This is a genomic window from Paenibacillus sp. S33 (genome assembly GCF_053615415.1).
In genome coordinates this window covers 2,957,233-2,973,513 of sequence record NZ_JBSIEZ010000001.1, presented here as the reverse complement: position 1 = coordinate 2,973,513, position 16,281 = coordinate 2,957,233, and the positions used below count along the sequence as shown (strand labels likewise).

The 16,281-nt window shown below is 44.0% G+C and carries 14 protein-coding genes; 10 read left to right on the top strand and 4 right to left on the bottom strand.

Features of this window, described 5'->3' with window-relative positions; genetic code table 11:
* The first annotated feature begins 115 nt into the window (after positions 1-115).
* On the top strand, positions 116-808 hold the full coding sequence (locus tag ACWGXJ_RS13570) for a response regulator transcription factor (protein ID WP_250261207.1): 693 nt from the start codon (positions 116-118) through the stop codon (positions 806-808).
* Between the two features lie 64 nt (positions 809-872).
* On the opposite strand, the gene ACWGXJ_RS13565 is transcribed toward ACWGXJ_RS13570, so the two are convergent.
* The gene (locus tag ACWGXJ_RS13565) at positions 873-1,370 is read right to left on the bottom strand and encodes a C40 family peptidase (protein WP_025724146.1); all 498 of its coding nucleotides are present in this window, start codon (positions 1,368-1,370) and stop codon (positions 873-875) included.
* Between the two features lie 280 nt (positions 1,371-1,650).
* Positions 1,651-2,292, bottom strand: a complete 642-nt coding sequence (locus ACWGXJ_RS13560; protein ID WP_103049145.1) for a thiamine diphosphokinase — start codon at positions 2,290-2,292, stop codon at positions 1,651-1,653.
* A gap of 148 nt (positions 2,293-2,440) precedes the next feature.
* On the opposite strand from ACWGXJ_RS13560, the gene ACWGXJ_RS13555 reads away from it, so the two are divergent.
* Entirely contained in the window at positions 2,441-2,905 is a 465-nt protein-coding gene (locus ACWGXJ_RS13555; protein ID WP_250262062.1) for a low molecular weight protein-tyrosine-phosphatase, read from the top strand.
* A 139-nt stretch (positions 2,906-3,044) separates the two neighbouring features.
* Here the strand turns inward: ACWGXJ_RS13555 and ACWGXJ_RS13550 are convergent, their stop codons facing one another.
* Positions 3,045-3,779 (bottom strand): alpha/beta hydrolase, encoded by a 735-nt coding sequence (locus ACWGXJ_RS13550; protein WP_452566949.1) that lies wholly within the window; start codon positions 3,777-3,779, stop codon positions 3,045-3,047.
* 255 nt (positions 3,780-4,034) lie between these two features.
* Between ACWGXJ_RS13550 and pdhA the strand changes: the two genes are divergently transcribed.
* The 8 genes from pdhA (at position 4,035) to ACWGXJ_RS13510 (ending at position 15,420) form a co-directional block, all read left to right on the top strand.
* Entirely contained in the window at positions 4,035-5,102 is a 1,068-nt protein-coding gene (pdhA, locus tag ACWGXJ_RS13545) for a pyruvate dehydrogenase (acetyl-transferring) E1 component subunit alpha (protein WP_013310511.1), read from the top strand.
* 100 nt (positions 5,103-5,202) lie between these two features.
* Positions 5,203-6,183, top strand: a complete 981-nt coding sequence (locus ACWGXJ_RS13540) for an alpha-ketoacid dehydrogenase subunit beta (protein WP_039271308.1) — start codon at positions 5,203-5,205, stop codon at positions 6,181-6,183.
* Between the two features lie 34 nt (positions 6,184-6,217).
* Positions 6,218-7,831 (top strand): 2-oxo acid dehydrogenase subunit E2, encoded by a 1,614-nt coding sequence (locus ACWGXJ_RS13535; RefSeq protein ID WP_322175640.1) that lies wholly within the window; start codon positions 6,218-6,220, stop codon positions 7,829-7,831.
* Positions 7,832-7,834: 3 nt separating this feature from the next.
* Positions 7,835-9,256: a dihydrolipoyl dehydrogenase gene (gene lpdA / locus ACWGXJ_RS13530; protein ID WP_061831492.1), complete on the top strand. Its 1,422-nt coding sequence runs from the start codon at positions 7,835-7,837 to the stop codon at positions 9,254-9,256.
* Between the two features lie 254 nt (positions 9,257-9,510).
* Positions 9,511-10,305: a thymidylate synthase gene (gene thyA / locus ACWGXJ_RS13525; RefSeq protein ID WP_013310507.1), complete on the top strand. Its 795-nt coding sequence runs from the start codon at positions 9,511-9,513 to the stop codon at positions 10,303-10,305.
* A 17-nt stretch (positions 10,306-10,322) separates the two neighbouring features.
* Positions 10,323-10,811 (top strand): dihydrofolate reductase, encoded by a 489-nt coding sequence (locus tag ACWGXJ_RS13520; RefSeq protein ID WP_452566948.1) that lies wholly within the window; start codon positions 10,323-10,325, stop codon positions 10,809-10,811.
* 236 nt (positions 10,812-11,047) lie between these two features.
* Positions 11,048-12,535, top strand: a complete 1,488-nt coding sequence (locus tag ACWGXJ_RS13515) for a glutamate synthase subunit beta (protein ID WP_061831490.1) — start codon at positions 11,048-11,050, stop codon at positions 12,533-12,535.
* A 527-nt stretch (positions 12,536-13,062) separates the two neighbouring features.
* On the top strand, positions 13,063-15,420 hold the full coding sequence (locus tag ACWGXJ_RS13510) for a DNA topoisomerase 3 (RefSeq protein WP_452566947.1): 2,358 nt from the start codon (positions 13,063-13,065) through the stop codon (positions 15,418-15,420).
* A 69-nt stretch (positions 15,421-15,489) separates the two neighbouring features.
* On the opposite strand, the gene ACWGXJ_RS13505 is transcribed toward ACWGXJ_RS13510, so the two are convergent.
* Positions 15,490-16,254: an HAD family hydrolase gene (locus tag ACWGXJ_RS13505; RefSeq protein WP_029517450.1), complete on the bottom strand. Its 765-nt coding sequence runs from the start codon at positions 16,252-16,254 to the stop codon at positions 15,490-15,492.
* Between the last annotated feature and the right edge of the window lie 27 nt (positions 16,255-16,281).

Below are 16,281 nucleotides of genomic sequence, written 5' to 3'. Positions count from 1 at the left end.
AAGAATGATTTTCTGCTTTTTTGTTACAATAATATAGATATACTTTAATGGCTTACAATACAAACTTGTTCGTATCCAATATGTAATGCTATGTCCAAACCAGGTGGGTGAAAAGATGAGCCCGTTAATTCTACTTGTGAATGTAAATGAAGCGTCTCCCGTATTTGTTCATCCATTGGAGCAGGCAGGTTATCAGGTGGTTCATGTTAGCAATACCACAGATGCAAGCTCTTATGTAGCCCATAATCCTGTGGATTTGCTACTGCTCAATATAGAAGATGAACCGACGGATTCACATGGCTTGCTCCGCACATTGCAGCAATACCATCCTCATATTCCGCTATTTGTTATGACTTCATCAGATGAGGAGGACCATATTGTTTCCTGCTTTGAACAAGGAGCACATGACGTGATCGTTCGGCCCTTTTATCCTAGAGTTTTTCAGGCTAGGGTGGCTAATTTATTGCGGATTTTTGGTATTGAACGTGATGTGAAAAGGGCAATCGAGGCGGGGGATTTACATATAGACAATGCAAGCAGAATGGTGAGCAGAGGGGGGCAAAAGCTGGAATTAACTCCGAAAGAATTTGATCTTTTGCTTCACCTGGCGATACATCTTAACCAAGTTTGTAGCAGACAGCAAATTCTGAAGGATGTTTGGAAACATGATTATATCGTTGATACGAACGTAGTAGACGTCTATATCAGACATTTGAGGGTTAAAGTAGATAAAGGATATAAGTTTAAAATGATCCGTACGGAACGAGGAATTGGCTATTCACTCAGAACACCAACCGTATCAGAATAGCATAAGGCATAAAAAAAGCCGGAACTTTTCGTCCCGGCTCGCATATTTCATAATAAGTTTCAAACTACAGCACGCGGCGTGCTTTAATGTATGTTCTTTTCCAGTTGCTAGAGTTCAAATCGGAGATAGTCACGCCAGGTCCGCCGTAAGTGTGTAGAATTTTACCCCCGCCCATATAGACTGCTACGTGGGTAATGTTGCGACCCGTGGCACGGCTACCGCTTGAAAAGAACACTAAGTCCCCTTTTTTCAAATTGGACTTGGATACGGCATGTCCAACTTTGGACTGTTGAACAGAAGTACGCGGCAAATTCACTCCGTATTTTTTGAATATGTGCTTCATGAAAGAAGAACAGTCAAAATTGCGCGTCGTGCTTGTGGAAGCTCCAAACTTATAGGGAGTGCCCATATATTTTTCACCGTAGTTAATTACTTTTTGGCCAACAGAAGTAGTAGTGGCAGCCTGTGCCGTATTTGTTCCCTCAATTGCAAAAGTACCAAAGCCGATCGTGGCTGCGACTCCTGCGATAATTACCTTTTTTATGATTTTCTGCATATTCATGTTGTAAATACCTCCAGAAATTGATTTGTGCAATATTTTGCTGAGTTGCTAACTAACTGACAGCGTTGAGTATAACAGTTTTGAAGCCGCCTAATAGTTGGAAAAGAACTCTCAAATGCTTGAGGGACAAGACTTACACAGTGATTATTAAAAAACGATTAAAAATTACAATTTGTTAAAAATATATCGATTCATAGATCTCTACAAACGGAAAAACCCTTATTAATAAAGGGTTTTGAGTGAAAAAACAATTTAAATAATGGTTACAACAATGTCATAATTAATCCTTGCTTTGAATAACGAGTAGTAGACCGCTTTTGATGGAAATCGTACCTTTTGGAGCCGTTAGTTTATTACTGACAGCACGTGATTGTCCCATTTTGAGGGTGGCATTATGTAGCGGATACATAAATCCTTCCAGTTGTATGCCTGTTACTTCGGCAGTCATAGGAAGCAGCGATGTATATGTATAACCCATAGGCTGGATCTCAAGCGTTGATCCGGTGAGCTCAATATAATTATGTGCGTCCATAATAGCGCAACTAATATGATGCTGCATTGCACGTACCAATATTTGAACATTAGCCAATGTGTGGTCCATCCGGGTGCCAGTCACACCAAGCAGCAGTACATGATCTGCCTGTTCGTCCATAGCGATTTCCAAAGCAAGCTCAGTATCTGTTAAGTCTTTAAGTACTGGATCGCACGCAATCATACGTTGGCTTGCTGATTCTACCTTTTCTTTTTCCTCTGGTGTGATCGAATCAAAATCTCCTACAGAGATATGTGGTGTAATACCGTGCTCGATCAGGAATAGTGCACCTTTATCTGCACCTATAATAAAATCATCGGGTTGTATTTGATGTAAATCTTCTTCATTAAGACGACCGCCTGAAAATACAATCGCTCGTTTTTTTGTCATAATCAACATCCTTTCTTCCTGATACGATCCTATATATACCATCGTTTTTAAGTATACCGCGTTAAATATGGCTTGCACAATTTTGGAGGACATGGCTACAATGAAACAGAAAAAAGGAAGTGTAACGTGTAATAGGAAGGAGAACGAAATGATTAACGTTTTGTTTGTGTGTTTGGGCAATATTTGCCGCTCTCCGATGGGGGAGGCAATACTGAGACATAAAGCGCAGGAACGGGGCTTGGGCGAAGAAATCGGGGTGGACTCGGCCGGGACAGGCGACTGGCACATCGGAAATCCCCCGCATGAGGGAACACTAAAGCAACTTAAACTGCATGGAATCAGCGAACAAGGCATACAGGCGCGGCAAATAACGGGCCGTGATTTTGATGCGTTTGATTATATTGTGTGCATGGATGACTCTAATGAACGAAACATACGAAAGATTGCAGGTGGAGCGGAGGCTGATATTCTAAAATTTATGGATTTGCTTCCTCAAGAAAAATTAAGAGAAGTACCCGATCCATATTTTACAGGGAATTTTGAAGAGACCTATCGATTAATGGACGCAGGCTGCGACGCCTTGCTGGACAAGATCGTAGAAGAAAAGCTATAATGTGAACGATAGATGACGGCAAAAATTGCCGTTTTTCGTTATACTTTTTTGAAAGCGCAACCAAATTGCATTAAAAAATGAGGAAGGAGCTTTATGACCTAGTAGGTCAATGCTCCATTCCCTATAGAAGAATTTTTACTCAGGCGCGATCCAAAAAATACATTAGCGCGTCAGGCAACTCGTTTTGCCAAAAGCCCCACAAATGTTTGCCATCCTTTTCACGGTAAGAAACTTCAGCGTTCCGTTCGCGCAGCAAATCTGCACATTGACGGTTAAGTTCTACAAAGTTGTAAATGCCAGTATCACTCTCAAATGCATCTTCCTGAAAGCCAACCGTCATCCACACCCGCAAATGAGACAGATCTTTCTCACGGGCGATGATTTCCTGCGAAGCTTCATAGTAAGCACCTGAGAGGCTGATAATGCGGTTGAACAGCTGAGGATACATCAAAGCCAAATGCAGAGACACACTGCCTCCCAGTGAATCCCCCGCCAAAATGCGGGACGCTGCATCTTTTCTTATAGGATACTTTTGCTCCACATAGGGAATAATCTCTTCTGCAAAACAGGTGGTATACGCCTCAAAACGATTGCCAAAGGGAGCGTACTCCTGAGTTCTGATTTTGGTATTCACTTCCACACCTACAATAATGAAGGGTTCGACGCCCTCATCTAGAATGAGGCGGTTGGCGTGAGTTGCAATGCGGCCAAAATTGAAAAATTCTTCTCCGTCCTGACAGTATACGACCGGGTAGCTCAATATTTCATTATAGCCGGGCGGCAAATATATCCGGAGAGTTCTGGTCTCGCTAAGAAAGCGGCTGTTTACTTCGTCTTTAAGGATGGTTCGTTTTAAATACCGAGAATCCGTCATTTTTCGTCACCTTTCTTGGGTATTATTTTGCATTCGGGATCACAATAAGTTAAGATTACCCTGATTGCAATAGATGTTTAAAATTTCAATCATGTACTAAGCTGTTATAGTAAAAAACATACCCTGTTACACACACAAAAATGTGGTAAACTCAAAAAAAATAACTAAATCTTTGACGCGAGCGATATAACAGGTGTATAATAATCCTATAACAGCGGAACTTGATATTCAAATTTTTTTGTTGAGGTGAAGAAAATGAGCAAGGTTCCTTATGAAGTTTACACAGAGGAAGTTGAGGCGCTGTCCGTACTTTCTCCGGATGGTGAAATTATCAATAAAGATATGTTGCCTAAACTTACAGATGATCAATTGAAAGAAATTATGTATCGAATGGTATTTACACGTACTTGGGATGACCGTGCCGTTAACTTAGGTCGTCAAGGACGTCTCGGTTTCTACGCTCCGGTATCCGGACAAGAAGCAACTATGATTGGTAGCGAATATGCGCTCCAAAAAGAAGACTTTATTGCTCCAGGCTACCGCGATATTCCGCAAATCGTTTGGCATGGCCTGCCATTATACCAAGCTTTCTTGTATTCCCGTGGTCATCAACACGGCGGCCAAGTGCCGGACGGTGTTAATGTACTGATGCCGCAAATCATCATTGGCGCGCAAATTTTGCATGCTATGGGTATTGCTATGGGTTACAAACTGAAAAAGCAAAAACAAGTCGCCATTACATATACAGGTGACGGCGGTTCTTCCGAAGGTGATTTCTACGAAGGCCTGAACTATGCTGGTGTATACAAGTTGCCAGTTATTTTCTTTGTGCAAAACAATGGTTACGCGATCACGACTCCATTTTCAAAACAAACGGCTGCTCTTTCGATCGCTCATAAAGCAGTAGCTGCTGGTATTAAAGGCGTGAAAATTGATGGCATGGACGTGCTTGCAGTTATTAAAGCCGTTCAAGAAGCTGCAGAGCGTGGACGTAATGGTGAAGGTGCTACTTTGATTGAAGCCGTAACGTACCGTTTCCGTCCGCATTCCCTTTCTGATGATGCAACAAAATATCGTTCTAAAGAAGAAGAAGGCGAATGGAATGCGAAAGATCCAATTGCCCGCTTTGCGAAATACCTTGAGAAAAAAGGCCTTTGGACTGAAGAAGATACAGCTCGCGTAAAAGAAGAAGCTAAGGCAAAAGTGAACGAAGAGATCAAAAAAGCCGAGAAAACAGAGAAAATGACAATTCCTGGCCTGATCGATAGCATGTTCGAAACAACGCCTAAGCACTTGGAAGAACAAAAAGCTGATTTTAAATAATTGAACTTGAAAGAGACCGGGCGGTAACCCGATCCGGTCTGCTTTTCGATTGACCTGAACTGAAATTGATCTGTCAATGTTTAAGGAGGAAATGAAGCAAATGGCACAAATGAACATGAAAGAAGCGATTCGTGACGCACTGCGCGTAGAGTTGAAACGCGACCCTAACGTCCTGCTTTTCGGTGAAGACGTAGGTCATGTAGGTGGCGTATTCCGCGCTACAGAAGGTCTGCAAAAAGAATTTGGCGAAGAACGTGTATTCGATACTCCGCTGGCGGAATCCGCAATCGGGGGTCTTGCTGTGGGTCTGGGTATCCAAGGCTTCCGCCCTGTAGCTGAAATCCAGTTCGTAGGCTTTATCTTTGAAGCACTCGATCAAATGGCAATTCAAGCATCCCGTATGCGCTACCGTTCCGGTGGACGTTACAATTCTCCAATCGTATTCCGTACACCTTTTGGTGGCGGTGTTAAGGCAGCCGAGCTGCATACAGATTCCTTGGAAGGCCTTCTGGCTCAAACACCTGGTATCAAGGTTGTTGTTCCTTCCAACCCTTACGATGCAAAAGGTCTTATGATCGCGTCTATTCGTGACAATGATCCAGTATTTTTCATGGAGCATTTGAACTTGTATCATGCATTCCGCGCTGAAGTTCCTGAGAATGATTACACAGTTGAACTGGGCAAAGCTAACGTAGTTCGTGAAGGTTCCGATGTGACGATCATTACTTACGGTATGATGGTGCACACTTCGGTTAAAGCTGCTGATGAGCTGGAAAAAACAAAAGGTATCAAAGTGGAAATCATTGATTTGCGTACCATTAGCCCGATTGACATTGATACCGTTGTTGCTTCTATTCAAAAAACCAACCGTGCTATCGTGGTTCAAGAAGCGCAAAAGAGCTCCGGTGTAGCTGCTGAAGTTATTGCACAAATTAACGAAAAAGCAATCCTGCATCTGGAAGCACCTGTTCTGCGTGTAGCAGGCCCGGATACCGTTTATCCTTTTGCTCAAATTGAAGATACTTGGTTGCCAACGCCAACACGTATCATTGATGCGGTTAATAAAGTATTGGAATTTTAATTAAAGCACACCGTAAATTTGGGAGGTTTTAAACGTGGCTAAATTTGAATATAAATTCCCGGAGCTAGGTGAAGGTCTTCACGAAGGCGAAATCATCAAGATGCACATCAAGCCCGGCGACAAAGTAACAGATGAAGATATCATCATGGAAGTACAAAACGATAAGGCTGTAGTTGAAGTTCCTTGTCCGGTTAATGGTACAGTACAAGAAGTATTTGCCAAAGACGGTGACATCTTTAACGTAGGTCAAGTCGTAGCTGTAATTGATGCAGAAGGTGAACTTCCTGAACAAGAAGAAGCACCAGAAGCACCAGCTGCTAGCCCTGAGCCAAGTGCTGCTGCACAAAGCGGAGCTGCAGGTACAGCTAGATTTGAATATAAATTCCCAGAGCTGGGTGAAGGTCTTCACGAAGGCGAAATCATCAAGATGCACATCAAGCCTGGCGACAAAGTAACAGATGAAGATATCATCATGGAAGTACAAAACGATAAGGCTGTAGTTGAAGTTCCTTGTCCGGTCAATGGCACAGTACAAGAGGTATTTGCCAAAGACGGCGACATCTTTAACGTAGGTCAAGTCGTAGCTGTAATCGCTGCAGAGGGTGAACTTCCTGAACAAGAAGAAGCACCAGCTGCTGCTAAACAAGAACAGGATGCTGCACAAGGCGGAGCTAACACTAAACCAGCTGCAACTCCTGCTGCTTCTAACAAAGATGTACTAGCTACACCTAGCGTCCGCAAATTTGCTCGTGAGCAAGGTGTAAACATCGCTCAAGTGAGTGGCTCCGGCAAAAATGGTAAAATCACCAAAGAAGATGTAGAAGCTTTCAAAAATGGTGGAGGCCAAGCGGCTGCACCAGTAGCGAAAGAAGCTGCAAAAGCACAAGAGCCTGCTAAGAAAGAAGCGAAAGCTGCAGCAGCATCCGCACCAGTAGCAGATCCACGTGCTGAGGAAGAGCGCGTACCATTTAAAGGTATCCGCAAGGCTATTTCCAATGCTATGGTTAAATCGGCTTATACGGCTCCGCACGTTACGATTATGGATGAAGTAGATGTAACTGAACTGGTTGCTTTCCGTACTCGTATCAAACCAATTGCTGAGAAGAAAGGCACAAAAGTAACATACCTGCCATTCATCGTAAAAGCTTTGGTTGCTGCTTCCCGTCAATTCCCGGCTCTGAATGCCACAATCGACGAAGAAGCAAACGAAATTGTCTACAAAAAATACTACAACATCGGTATCGCTACAGATACAGACAACGGCTTGATCGTTCCTGTTATCAAAGATGCTGATCGTAAGAGTATCTGGATGATTGCTGATTCCATTCGTGATCTGGCTGTGCGCGGTCGTGATGGAAAATTGGCTGCGAACGAAATGAGAGGAAGTACAATTTCCATCACTAACATCGGTTCTGCAGGCGGTATGTTCTTTACTCCAATCATTAACTTCCCTGAAGTTGCGATTTTGGGTACTGGCCGCATCAGTGAAAAAGCAGTCGTGAAAAACGGTGAAATTGTAGCCGCTCCAGTAATGGCTCTTTCCTTGAGCTTTGACCACCGTATTATTGACGGTGCAACTGCTCAAAACTTCATGAACTATATCAAACAGCTGCTCGCTAACCCTGAGTTGCTTGTTATGGAGGTGTAATCAATGGTAGTAGGAGACGCTTCTCTGGATATTGACACATTGGTTATCGGTGCGGGTCCTGGCGGCTATGTAGCTGCCATCCGTGCCGCACAATTGGGACAAAGCGTATTGATCGTTGACAAATCTGAGCTGGGCGGTGTCTGTCTGAACCGTGGATGTATTCCATCCAAAGCTTTGATCTCTGCAGCTCACCAATACGAAGCAGCTAAACATGGCGAGTCCTTCGGTATTACGGCTGAAAATGTAAAAGTAGACTTTGCTAAAACACAAGAATTCAAAAACGGTGTTGTTAAAAAAATGACAGGCGGCGTAAGCGGCTTGCTCAAAGGCAACAAAGTTGAAGTTTTCAATGGCGAGTGCATGTTCATCAACGAAAACGAAGCGCGTGTATTCAACGAACATGAATCACCACGTTACCGTTTTAAAAATGCAATTATCGCAACAGGTTCCCGTCCAATCGAACTGAAACCATTCCCATTTGGCGGACGCATTCTGTCTTCTACAGAAGCATTGAACCTGCCTGAAATTCCAAAAAGCCTGATCGTAATCGGTGGTGGATACATTGGTGCAGAGCTTGGACAAATGTACTCCAAATTCGGTTCCAAAGTAACGATCATTGAAGGTATGGATACAGTGCTTCCTGGTTTCGACAAAGATATGACTTCGATCGTTGCGAAAAGCATGAAGAAAACTGGTATCGAAATCTTCACTGGTGCTAAAGCGGAAAGTGCAGAGCAAACAGATAAAGACGTAACGGTGAAATTCTCCGTTAACGGCGAAAGTAAAGAAGTAACTGCTGATTATCTGCTTGTAACTGTTGGACGTCGTCCAAACACAGACGGTGAACTGGGTCTGGATCTGATCGGCGTAGAACTGGATGAGCGCGGAATGGTGAAAGTTGATCACCAAGGACGTACTAGCATTCCTCACATCTTTGCAATCGGCGATATCGTAGCTGGTCTTGCTCTGGCACACAAAGCTTCTTATGAAGGTAAAGTGGCTGCTGAAGCAATCGCAGGCGAGCCGTCTGTAGTAGATTACAAATGTATGCCAGCTGTCGTTTTCACAGATCCAGAATGCTCCAGCGTAGGCTACACAGAGACAGAAGCCAAAGAAAAAGGCTACAATGTCAAAGTTGGCAAGTTCTCTTATGGAGCAAACGGTCGTGCGGTTTCCCTGAACGCTGCTGAAGGTTTTGTGAAAATCGTAGCTGACGCTGACACAGGTCTGGTACTGGGTACGCAAATCGTAGGTCTGGAAGCTTCCAACCTTATTGCTGAGCTGGGTCTGGCGATTGAAATGGGTGCTACACTCGAAGATATCTCCTTGACTATTCATGCTCACCCTACATTGGGCGAAATCGTTATGGAAGCAGCGGAAGTCGTGCTGGGTCATCCGATCCATGCATTGGCACCACGTCGCTAATACCATTTTTCATTATCTCGTTTTTGGTTTTCATACATGACAAAGAGAGGCAAGGAGCGCTATATCTGCGCTCTTTGTCTCTTTTTTTTCAAACTTTAGGATTTTCAGGACTACTATGAAAATTCACACAGTACATGGTCAACGAAGCACCGTACATGATAAACTAAATATAGATATTGGTGCAGAAAAAGAATTTTAAAGATTAGAATCTGGCGATGCCAGGTTTTTATTCATGCTCAAAGGAGAGGAATAACGTGCGCAACTATTTGGAACTGCTGGAGGATATTTTAGAGAATGGAGTAAAAAAAGAGGATCGTACAGGAACGGGGACACTATCTGTTTTCGGAAGACAACTCCGTTTTGATCTGGCCAAGGGCTTTCCCTTGGTGACCACCAAAAGAGTTCATTTGAAATCCGTTATTCATGAGCTGTTATGGTTTTTGCGGGGAGATACCAACATTTCTTATCTCAAGGAGAACGGAGTTACCATTTGGGATGAGTGGGCGGACGAGCAGGGGAATCTGGGGCCTGTATATGGATCGCAATGGCGCTCGTGGGAAACAACAGACGGGCAACATATTGATCAAATTGCGAATGTCATAGAGGCAATTAAAAACAATCCGGACTCACGTCGACACATCGTCAGTGCTTGGAATGTGGCAGAAATCGAATCCATGAAGTTGCCGCCATGTCACTTTGTATTTCAGTTCTATGTAGCTGGAGGAAAGCTTTCCTGTATGCTAACAATGCGTTCTGTAGATACCTTTCTAGGGCTGCCGTTCAACATCGCGAGTTATGCATTGCTTACGCATATGGTTGCACAGCAGTGTGGTTTGGAGCCCGGCGAATTTATTTGGTCAGGTGGCGATGTGCATATTTATTCAAATCATATGCAACAAGTGCATACACAGCTGGAACGTGATCCTTATCCGTTGCCTCAGTTAAAAATTCTGCGCAAACCGGATTCGATTTTTGATTATACCTATGACGATTTTGCTTTTGAAAATTACGAGTATCATCCAGGGATTAAGGCGCCTGTCGCCATCTGATTAGAGGAGGTGGAAAAATGGGCATTTCAATGATATGGGCTATGGCACAAAATGGTGTGATTGGCCGGGATAACAAACTTCCCTGGCGCCTCCCTAGAGACATGGCCTTTTTCAAAGAGCAGACGATTAATAAAACGGTACTCATGGGGCGCAATACGTGGGAATCCTTTGGAGGAAAAAGCCTGCCAAACCGACGTAACGTCGTCTTAACTCGAGATCAGTGTTATCAGGTGGAAGGTGCGGAAGTGATTCATTCACTGGAAGAAGGGCTCCAATTAGCAAAGCAGGAGGAGCTAATGGTCATTGGAGGAGCAGAAATTTATGCACTGTTTTGGCCACATGCCGATCGGCTGATTGTGACTCGGATTGAGGAGACTTTTGAAGGCGACACAACGTTCCCTGAGCTGGATTGGAACGGTTGGAATATAGTTAGTGAGACTCCGGGTATCAAGGATGACAGAAATCCATATGAGTACCGTTTTGTTGTTTACGAGAAAACGGAATAAGAATAGACTGTAGCCGACCCCACTCATTTGAAAAATTAATAAACCATATAAAAAATCCTTTTGGTGTTGATGCAAAAAGTTGCATAAGTTTTCATTACTTTTACGCTGTATTGTGATACAATAAATCAAATTCAACGAGAACAGACCCTTTCATAATACAACAGACAAATTCGAATTTGACTTAAATTCTGAATGGATGATCGGGGTTCATAAGCGAAGAGATGGGGGAACGTAACATGTCTACACCAACTGGATTTATGGAATACACACGACAGCTTCCTACAGACCGGGACCCGGCAGAGCGTATAAAGGATTGGGAAGAATTCCATAAGCATATGTCTGAAGAAGAGCTGCGTACCCAAGGGGCGCGTTGTATGGACTGCGGAACTCCTTATTGTCATACGGGGATGGATATCATGGGAGCAACTTTAGGCTGCCCGGTTCATAATCTCATTCCGGAATGGAACAATCTCGTATATCGTGGTTTGTGGAAGGAAGCGCTAGAGCGGCTGCACAAAACGAATAACTTCCCGGAATTTACAGGTCGTGTCTGTCCTGCGCCATGTGAAGGTTCGTGTACAGTCGGCCTGATCGGACAGTCTGTTACAATTAAAACCATTGAGGAAGCTATTATCGAAAAGGGTTTTGAGGAAGGCTGGGTTGTCCCTAATCCGCCAGAAAAGCGTACAGGCAAACGAGTGGCTGTTGTCGGTTCGGGTCCGGCAGGTTTGGCTGCAGCTGCACAGCTTAACAAAGCAGGGCACAGCGTGACTGTGTATGAGCGTGCAGATCGTGTGGGTGGATTATTGATGTATGGCATACCGTCCATGAAATTGGATAAAAAGGTTGTTCAGCGGCGTGTGGATTTGCTGGAGGCTGAAGGTATTCAATTCATCACAAATACGGAAATCGGCAAAGATATCCCTACCGATCAGTTGATTGCTGAATATGATGCTGTTGTCCTATGCGGTGGTTCTACGAAGCCAAGAGAATTCAACATTGAAGGTAGCGATTTGAAGGGTGTTCATTATGCGATGGATTATCTGAACGGTACCATCAAAAGTTACTTGGACTCCAATCTGGAAGATGGCAACTATTTGTCTTCCCAAGGTAAGGACGTTATTGTAATCGGTGGCGGTGATACGGGTTCGGACTGTGTAGCTACTTCTTTGCGTCATGGTTGTCGGAGTGTCACTCAATTTGGCACACACACCAAAGCGCCTATGGAGCGTGACCCGATTGCCAATCCTTGGCCACAATTTCCAAACGTGTATTCTCTCGATTATGCACAGGAAGAAGCTAAGGCGTTGTTCGGAGAAGATCCACGTGAGTTCTCCATCATGACGACCAAATTTGTAGGTGATGAGAACGGTAATCTGAAAGAGCTGCACACCATTCAAATTCAACGGATTGTTGATGAAACGGGGCGCAAAATCTATCAACCGATTCCAGGTACGGAGCGCGTATTCCCTGCACAAATCGCTCTTATTGCCATTGGATTTGATGGTCCTGAGCAAACGATTGTAGAGCAAATTGGTTTGGAGACGGACCGTCGTTCCAACGTTAAAGCACGTTATGGAAAATATGTTACTAATGTGGATAAGGTTTTTGCTGCAGGTGATATGCGTCGCGGACAAAGTCTTGTCGTGTGGGCTATTAATGAAGGTCGAGAAGCTGCACGAGAGGTTGATAAATACCTCATGGGCGCTACCGTTTTGGTGTGATTATAAATTTTATGTTACGGATTAGTCAAAGCTCCATCTTCGGATGGGGCTTTATTGTATTTCAAGCTGAGTCTGCCAGAAGCGAAAAATGAATAAATGATTATTGAGCTGTGAAACATTGTGAAATATATGTTATATAATATAACTTAAATTTAATCTTATCACCATATATTTCTTATCTAAATTGATCATAACATAAAAAGGGGTGTTTAGTGTAGATTTTTTATAGAAAAAATGATTATTTCACAAGAAAATTAGATAAAAGTTGATTTTTATGTTATATAAATTGACGTATACATAACTTTCGTTGACTGTATAAAATCGTGACCTGAGAGAACCATGGTATCTATGGTATAATACACGTATATTGTTGAAGCGTTTGACTAAATGAATTTACAAAGGAGCTTTCGTCGGGAGAAGGCTCCTTTTGCATGAGGCCGGGATACCTGTGTTTTCATAAACATTCCATGTATATGTATGATTCATGGAGGAGAAACAGAAGGCCGTCAGGAAGGAATGGAGTATGAATGAAGACGTTGATTATTGCTGAGAAACCAGATATGGGAAGGACGATTGCCGCCGTTATGGAGCCGCGGGCGAAAAATAACCGTACCTATTTGGAAGGGGAGAAATACATTGTAACCTGGGCGATCGGACATTTGCTGGGTTTGGCTGAGCCGGATGCATACGATGCTAAGTACAAACGATGGAATATAAAGGATCTTCCTATTATCCCTGAGCAGTTCAAAATTGTACCAAATCCGAAAACAAAGGATCAGCTGAAAATAATTGGTGAACTGGCTAAACGCTGCAATGCCATCGTAAATGCTTGTGATGCTGGACGGGAAGGGCAATATATTTTTGCGTTGATTCAACAGCAATTGAAGTTGCATCAGCCAGTTAAGCGACTGTGGATTTCAGATTTGACAGCGGAGAGTATTGCGAAAGGCTTTGAACGATTGCGAGATGCTTCAGAGTTTGAATTTCTGACTCAAGCTGCGAGGGCACGAAGTGAAGCGGATTGGCTGATCGGAATGAATGCTTCCAGAGCGTTCACAACACGACATAATACACTGCTGTCAGTAGGGCGGGTGCAGACTCCCGTGCTGGCATTGATTCATGACCGGGAAAAGGAAATTGAGGCATTTCAGTCTCAAACCTTCTATGATGTGTGGGCTGAATTTAAGCAAGATCAGATCAAGTACAAAGGTGCGTGGCAGGGGGATCGGCTGACGAAGCCGGAGGAAGCTGAGGCGATCGCTGCAGCCGTTCGCGGAAAAATGGGTAAAATCACCAAATATGACACAAAGAAGACAAAAGAGTATCCTTTTAAATTGTACGATTTAACGTTGCTTCAACGCGAGGCGAATGCCAAGTACGGTTATTCGGCCAAAAAAACACTAGATGTGGCACAAGCGCTTTATGAGCGTCACAAGGTCATTTCTTATCCGCGTACCAATTCTAACTATGTGACAGAGCAAAATATAGACGGCATGCACAAGGCGCTACGGATGCTGGGGACAGGTCCTTATGCTGATCTGGTACAACAAGCCAACCCCAACTTGGTCCATAAACAGAATAAATCGGTCTGCAATCCATCTCGTGTCGAAGATCACCATGCTATTCTGCCAACGTTAAAAAGACCAGGTACGCTAAGCAAGGAGGAGCAAAATGTATATGACCTGGTTATTCGCAGGTTTTTGTCACATTTTTTTCCGCCTGCTGAATATAAAATGCATACCGTAATGACGCAGGTGGACAAGCATCAGTTTAAAACAAATATCAAAGAGCTTCTTTCCTTGGGATGGAAAGTGGTTTTAAGTAAGGTTGACCAGGATAAAGGTAAAAAGAGCAAATCATCGAAAAAAGAGGATGAAGAGGAAACGGACGAGTGGACGGACAAGAAGTTTGAGATTGATGCGGGACGTCCGGTGGAGTGTGTTCGTGCTGAGATGAAAGAAAAGGCAACTCAGCCCCCCAAAAGCTACACGGAGGGTACATTGCTTAAGGCGATGGAAAGCGCAGGCAAACAGATGGAGAATGAGGAATTACGTGAGGTCATGAAGGATGCCGGCTTAGGCACACCTGCCACACGGGCTGCCACAATTGAACGATTGAAAAAGGTTGGCTATATTGAAATGAAGGGCAAAAAGATTCTTATTACGGAAAAGGGAAAGATGGCTATTGATCTGATCCGTCATGCCGGGGTTGATCTATTAGCCTCGCCGGAGATGACAGGTCAATGGGAACGTCGTCTACATCAAATTTCCAAGGGTGAGGCGGCTCAGGAGAAATTTATGGATAACGTTAAAAGATTTACGTTGTCCATCATTGACAAGGTGAGGCAGCAGCCACCAGCTCCGGCAGATGCCTTTGGCGAGGAAGCAAGGGGGAAGCGTGCAGCTGGAAAAGAAGGCGCACGTAGCGCACGTGCGAGTGGACGCACCGCCGCCAAGGGGGTGGGGCGTGCTACATCAGGACGCGGTGGTAACGCTGGAAGCGCAACGCTGGAGCAAGCAGCACCACCAGCAAGTCGTGCTGCGGGAACAGCAGGTTCCGTTGCACGCAGCTCTTCTGACGGACACTCAGGCATTTCAGTGAGCCAAAGGCAAGCTTTGGGTAGCTGCCCATGCTCTAATTGTGGCGGAAGCATTATTGAAGGGCGTAAAGGGTATGGGTGCAGCCACTACAAGCAGGGCTGTGGTTTTGTCGTCTGGAAGGAATATGCTGGCAAGCAGATTACCGAAACGATGCTCAAGTCTCTGTTGACAAAGGGACAGACGCAATTGTTGTCTTTTAAGCGTAAAGATGGATCGACCGTCAAAGCGCGAATTATTCTGAATGAACCAGGTACAGGACAACTTAGCGTTCGAGAGGAATCCTGAGACAAGGTTTAGACCACTATTTTGGCTGAATCAAAGGTTGAATAACAATTTAAATACAAAAAAGGGACCCTATCCGAGGGTCCTTTTTTGTTGATGTAATTGTATGCTTTCGTGGATAACCCGTGGTACTTCCGTCAGCTTCTGTATCGTATACATCACGGAGTTCACGTTTTTTTGCAATTCAACCATATTGTAAATCCATTCCTTAGGCTGCTTGAGATAGACAGCATGAATACCTGCGGCAAGGGCTGGAGATACATCAGTGCGCAGAGAATTCCCGATCATCCAGGTGATGCTTCGGTCCAAGCGATTCATCTGGATGATTTCTTCCAGTGCTTCAACATTTTTATGCTGACGAATGTAGATGCGGTCATCAAAGTAGGTAGCCAGTTTCATTTGTTCAATCTTTCTTTCTTGAATGATCTGCTCACCACCAGTATAAAGATGAAGGGAATGCCCTGCTTTTTGGAGGGAGTTCAGCGTTTCGACCATGCCTGGATACGGTTCGATTTCCTGTTCGTATACACTTCGGCCAAGAGAGCGAAGCTCCTGCTCTTCCCGTGAATCGAGACGGCGTCCGAATTGTTCCGAGAAAAATTGGTACGTATCTATCAGAGATTGTGGGAAATGCTCACTGGCAAAGCCCACCTGATGAACTCCAGCCACATCAATTTCGATTTGTTTTTCACGAATCGTATTTTTCGTTAGGTTATGAGTTGCAAACCATTCCTGAAGCAAATCGAAAAAGTGGTTGAGGATAAGGTCAAAATACTTGTTGCAGTGGACTAAGGTGTCATCAAGATCAAATAAAATGTGCTGCTTCGGATACGACATGATGCATACTCCTTCCAAGCCAAAGCT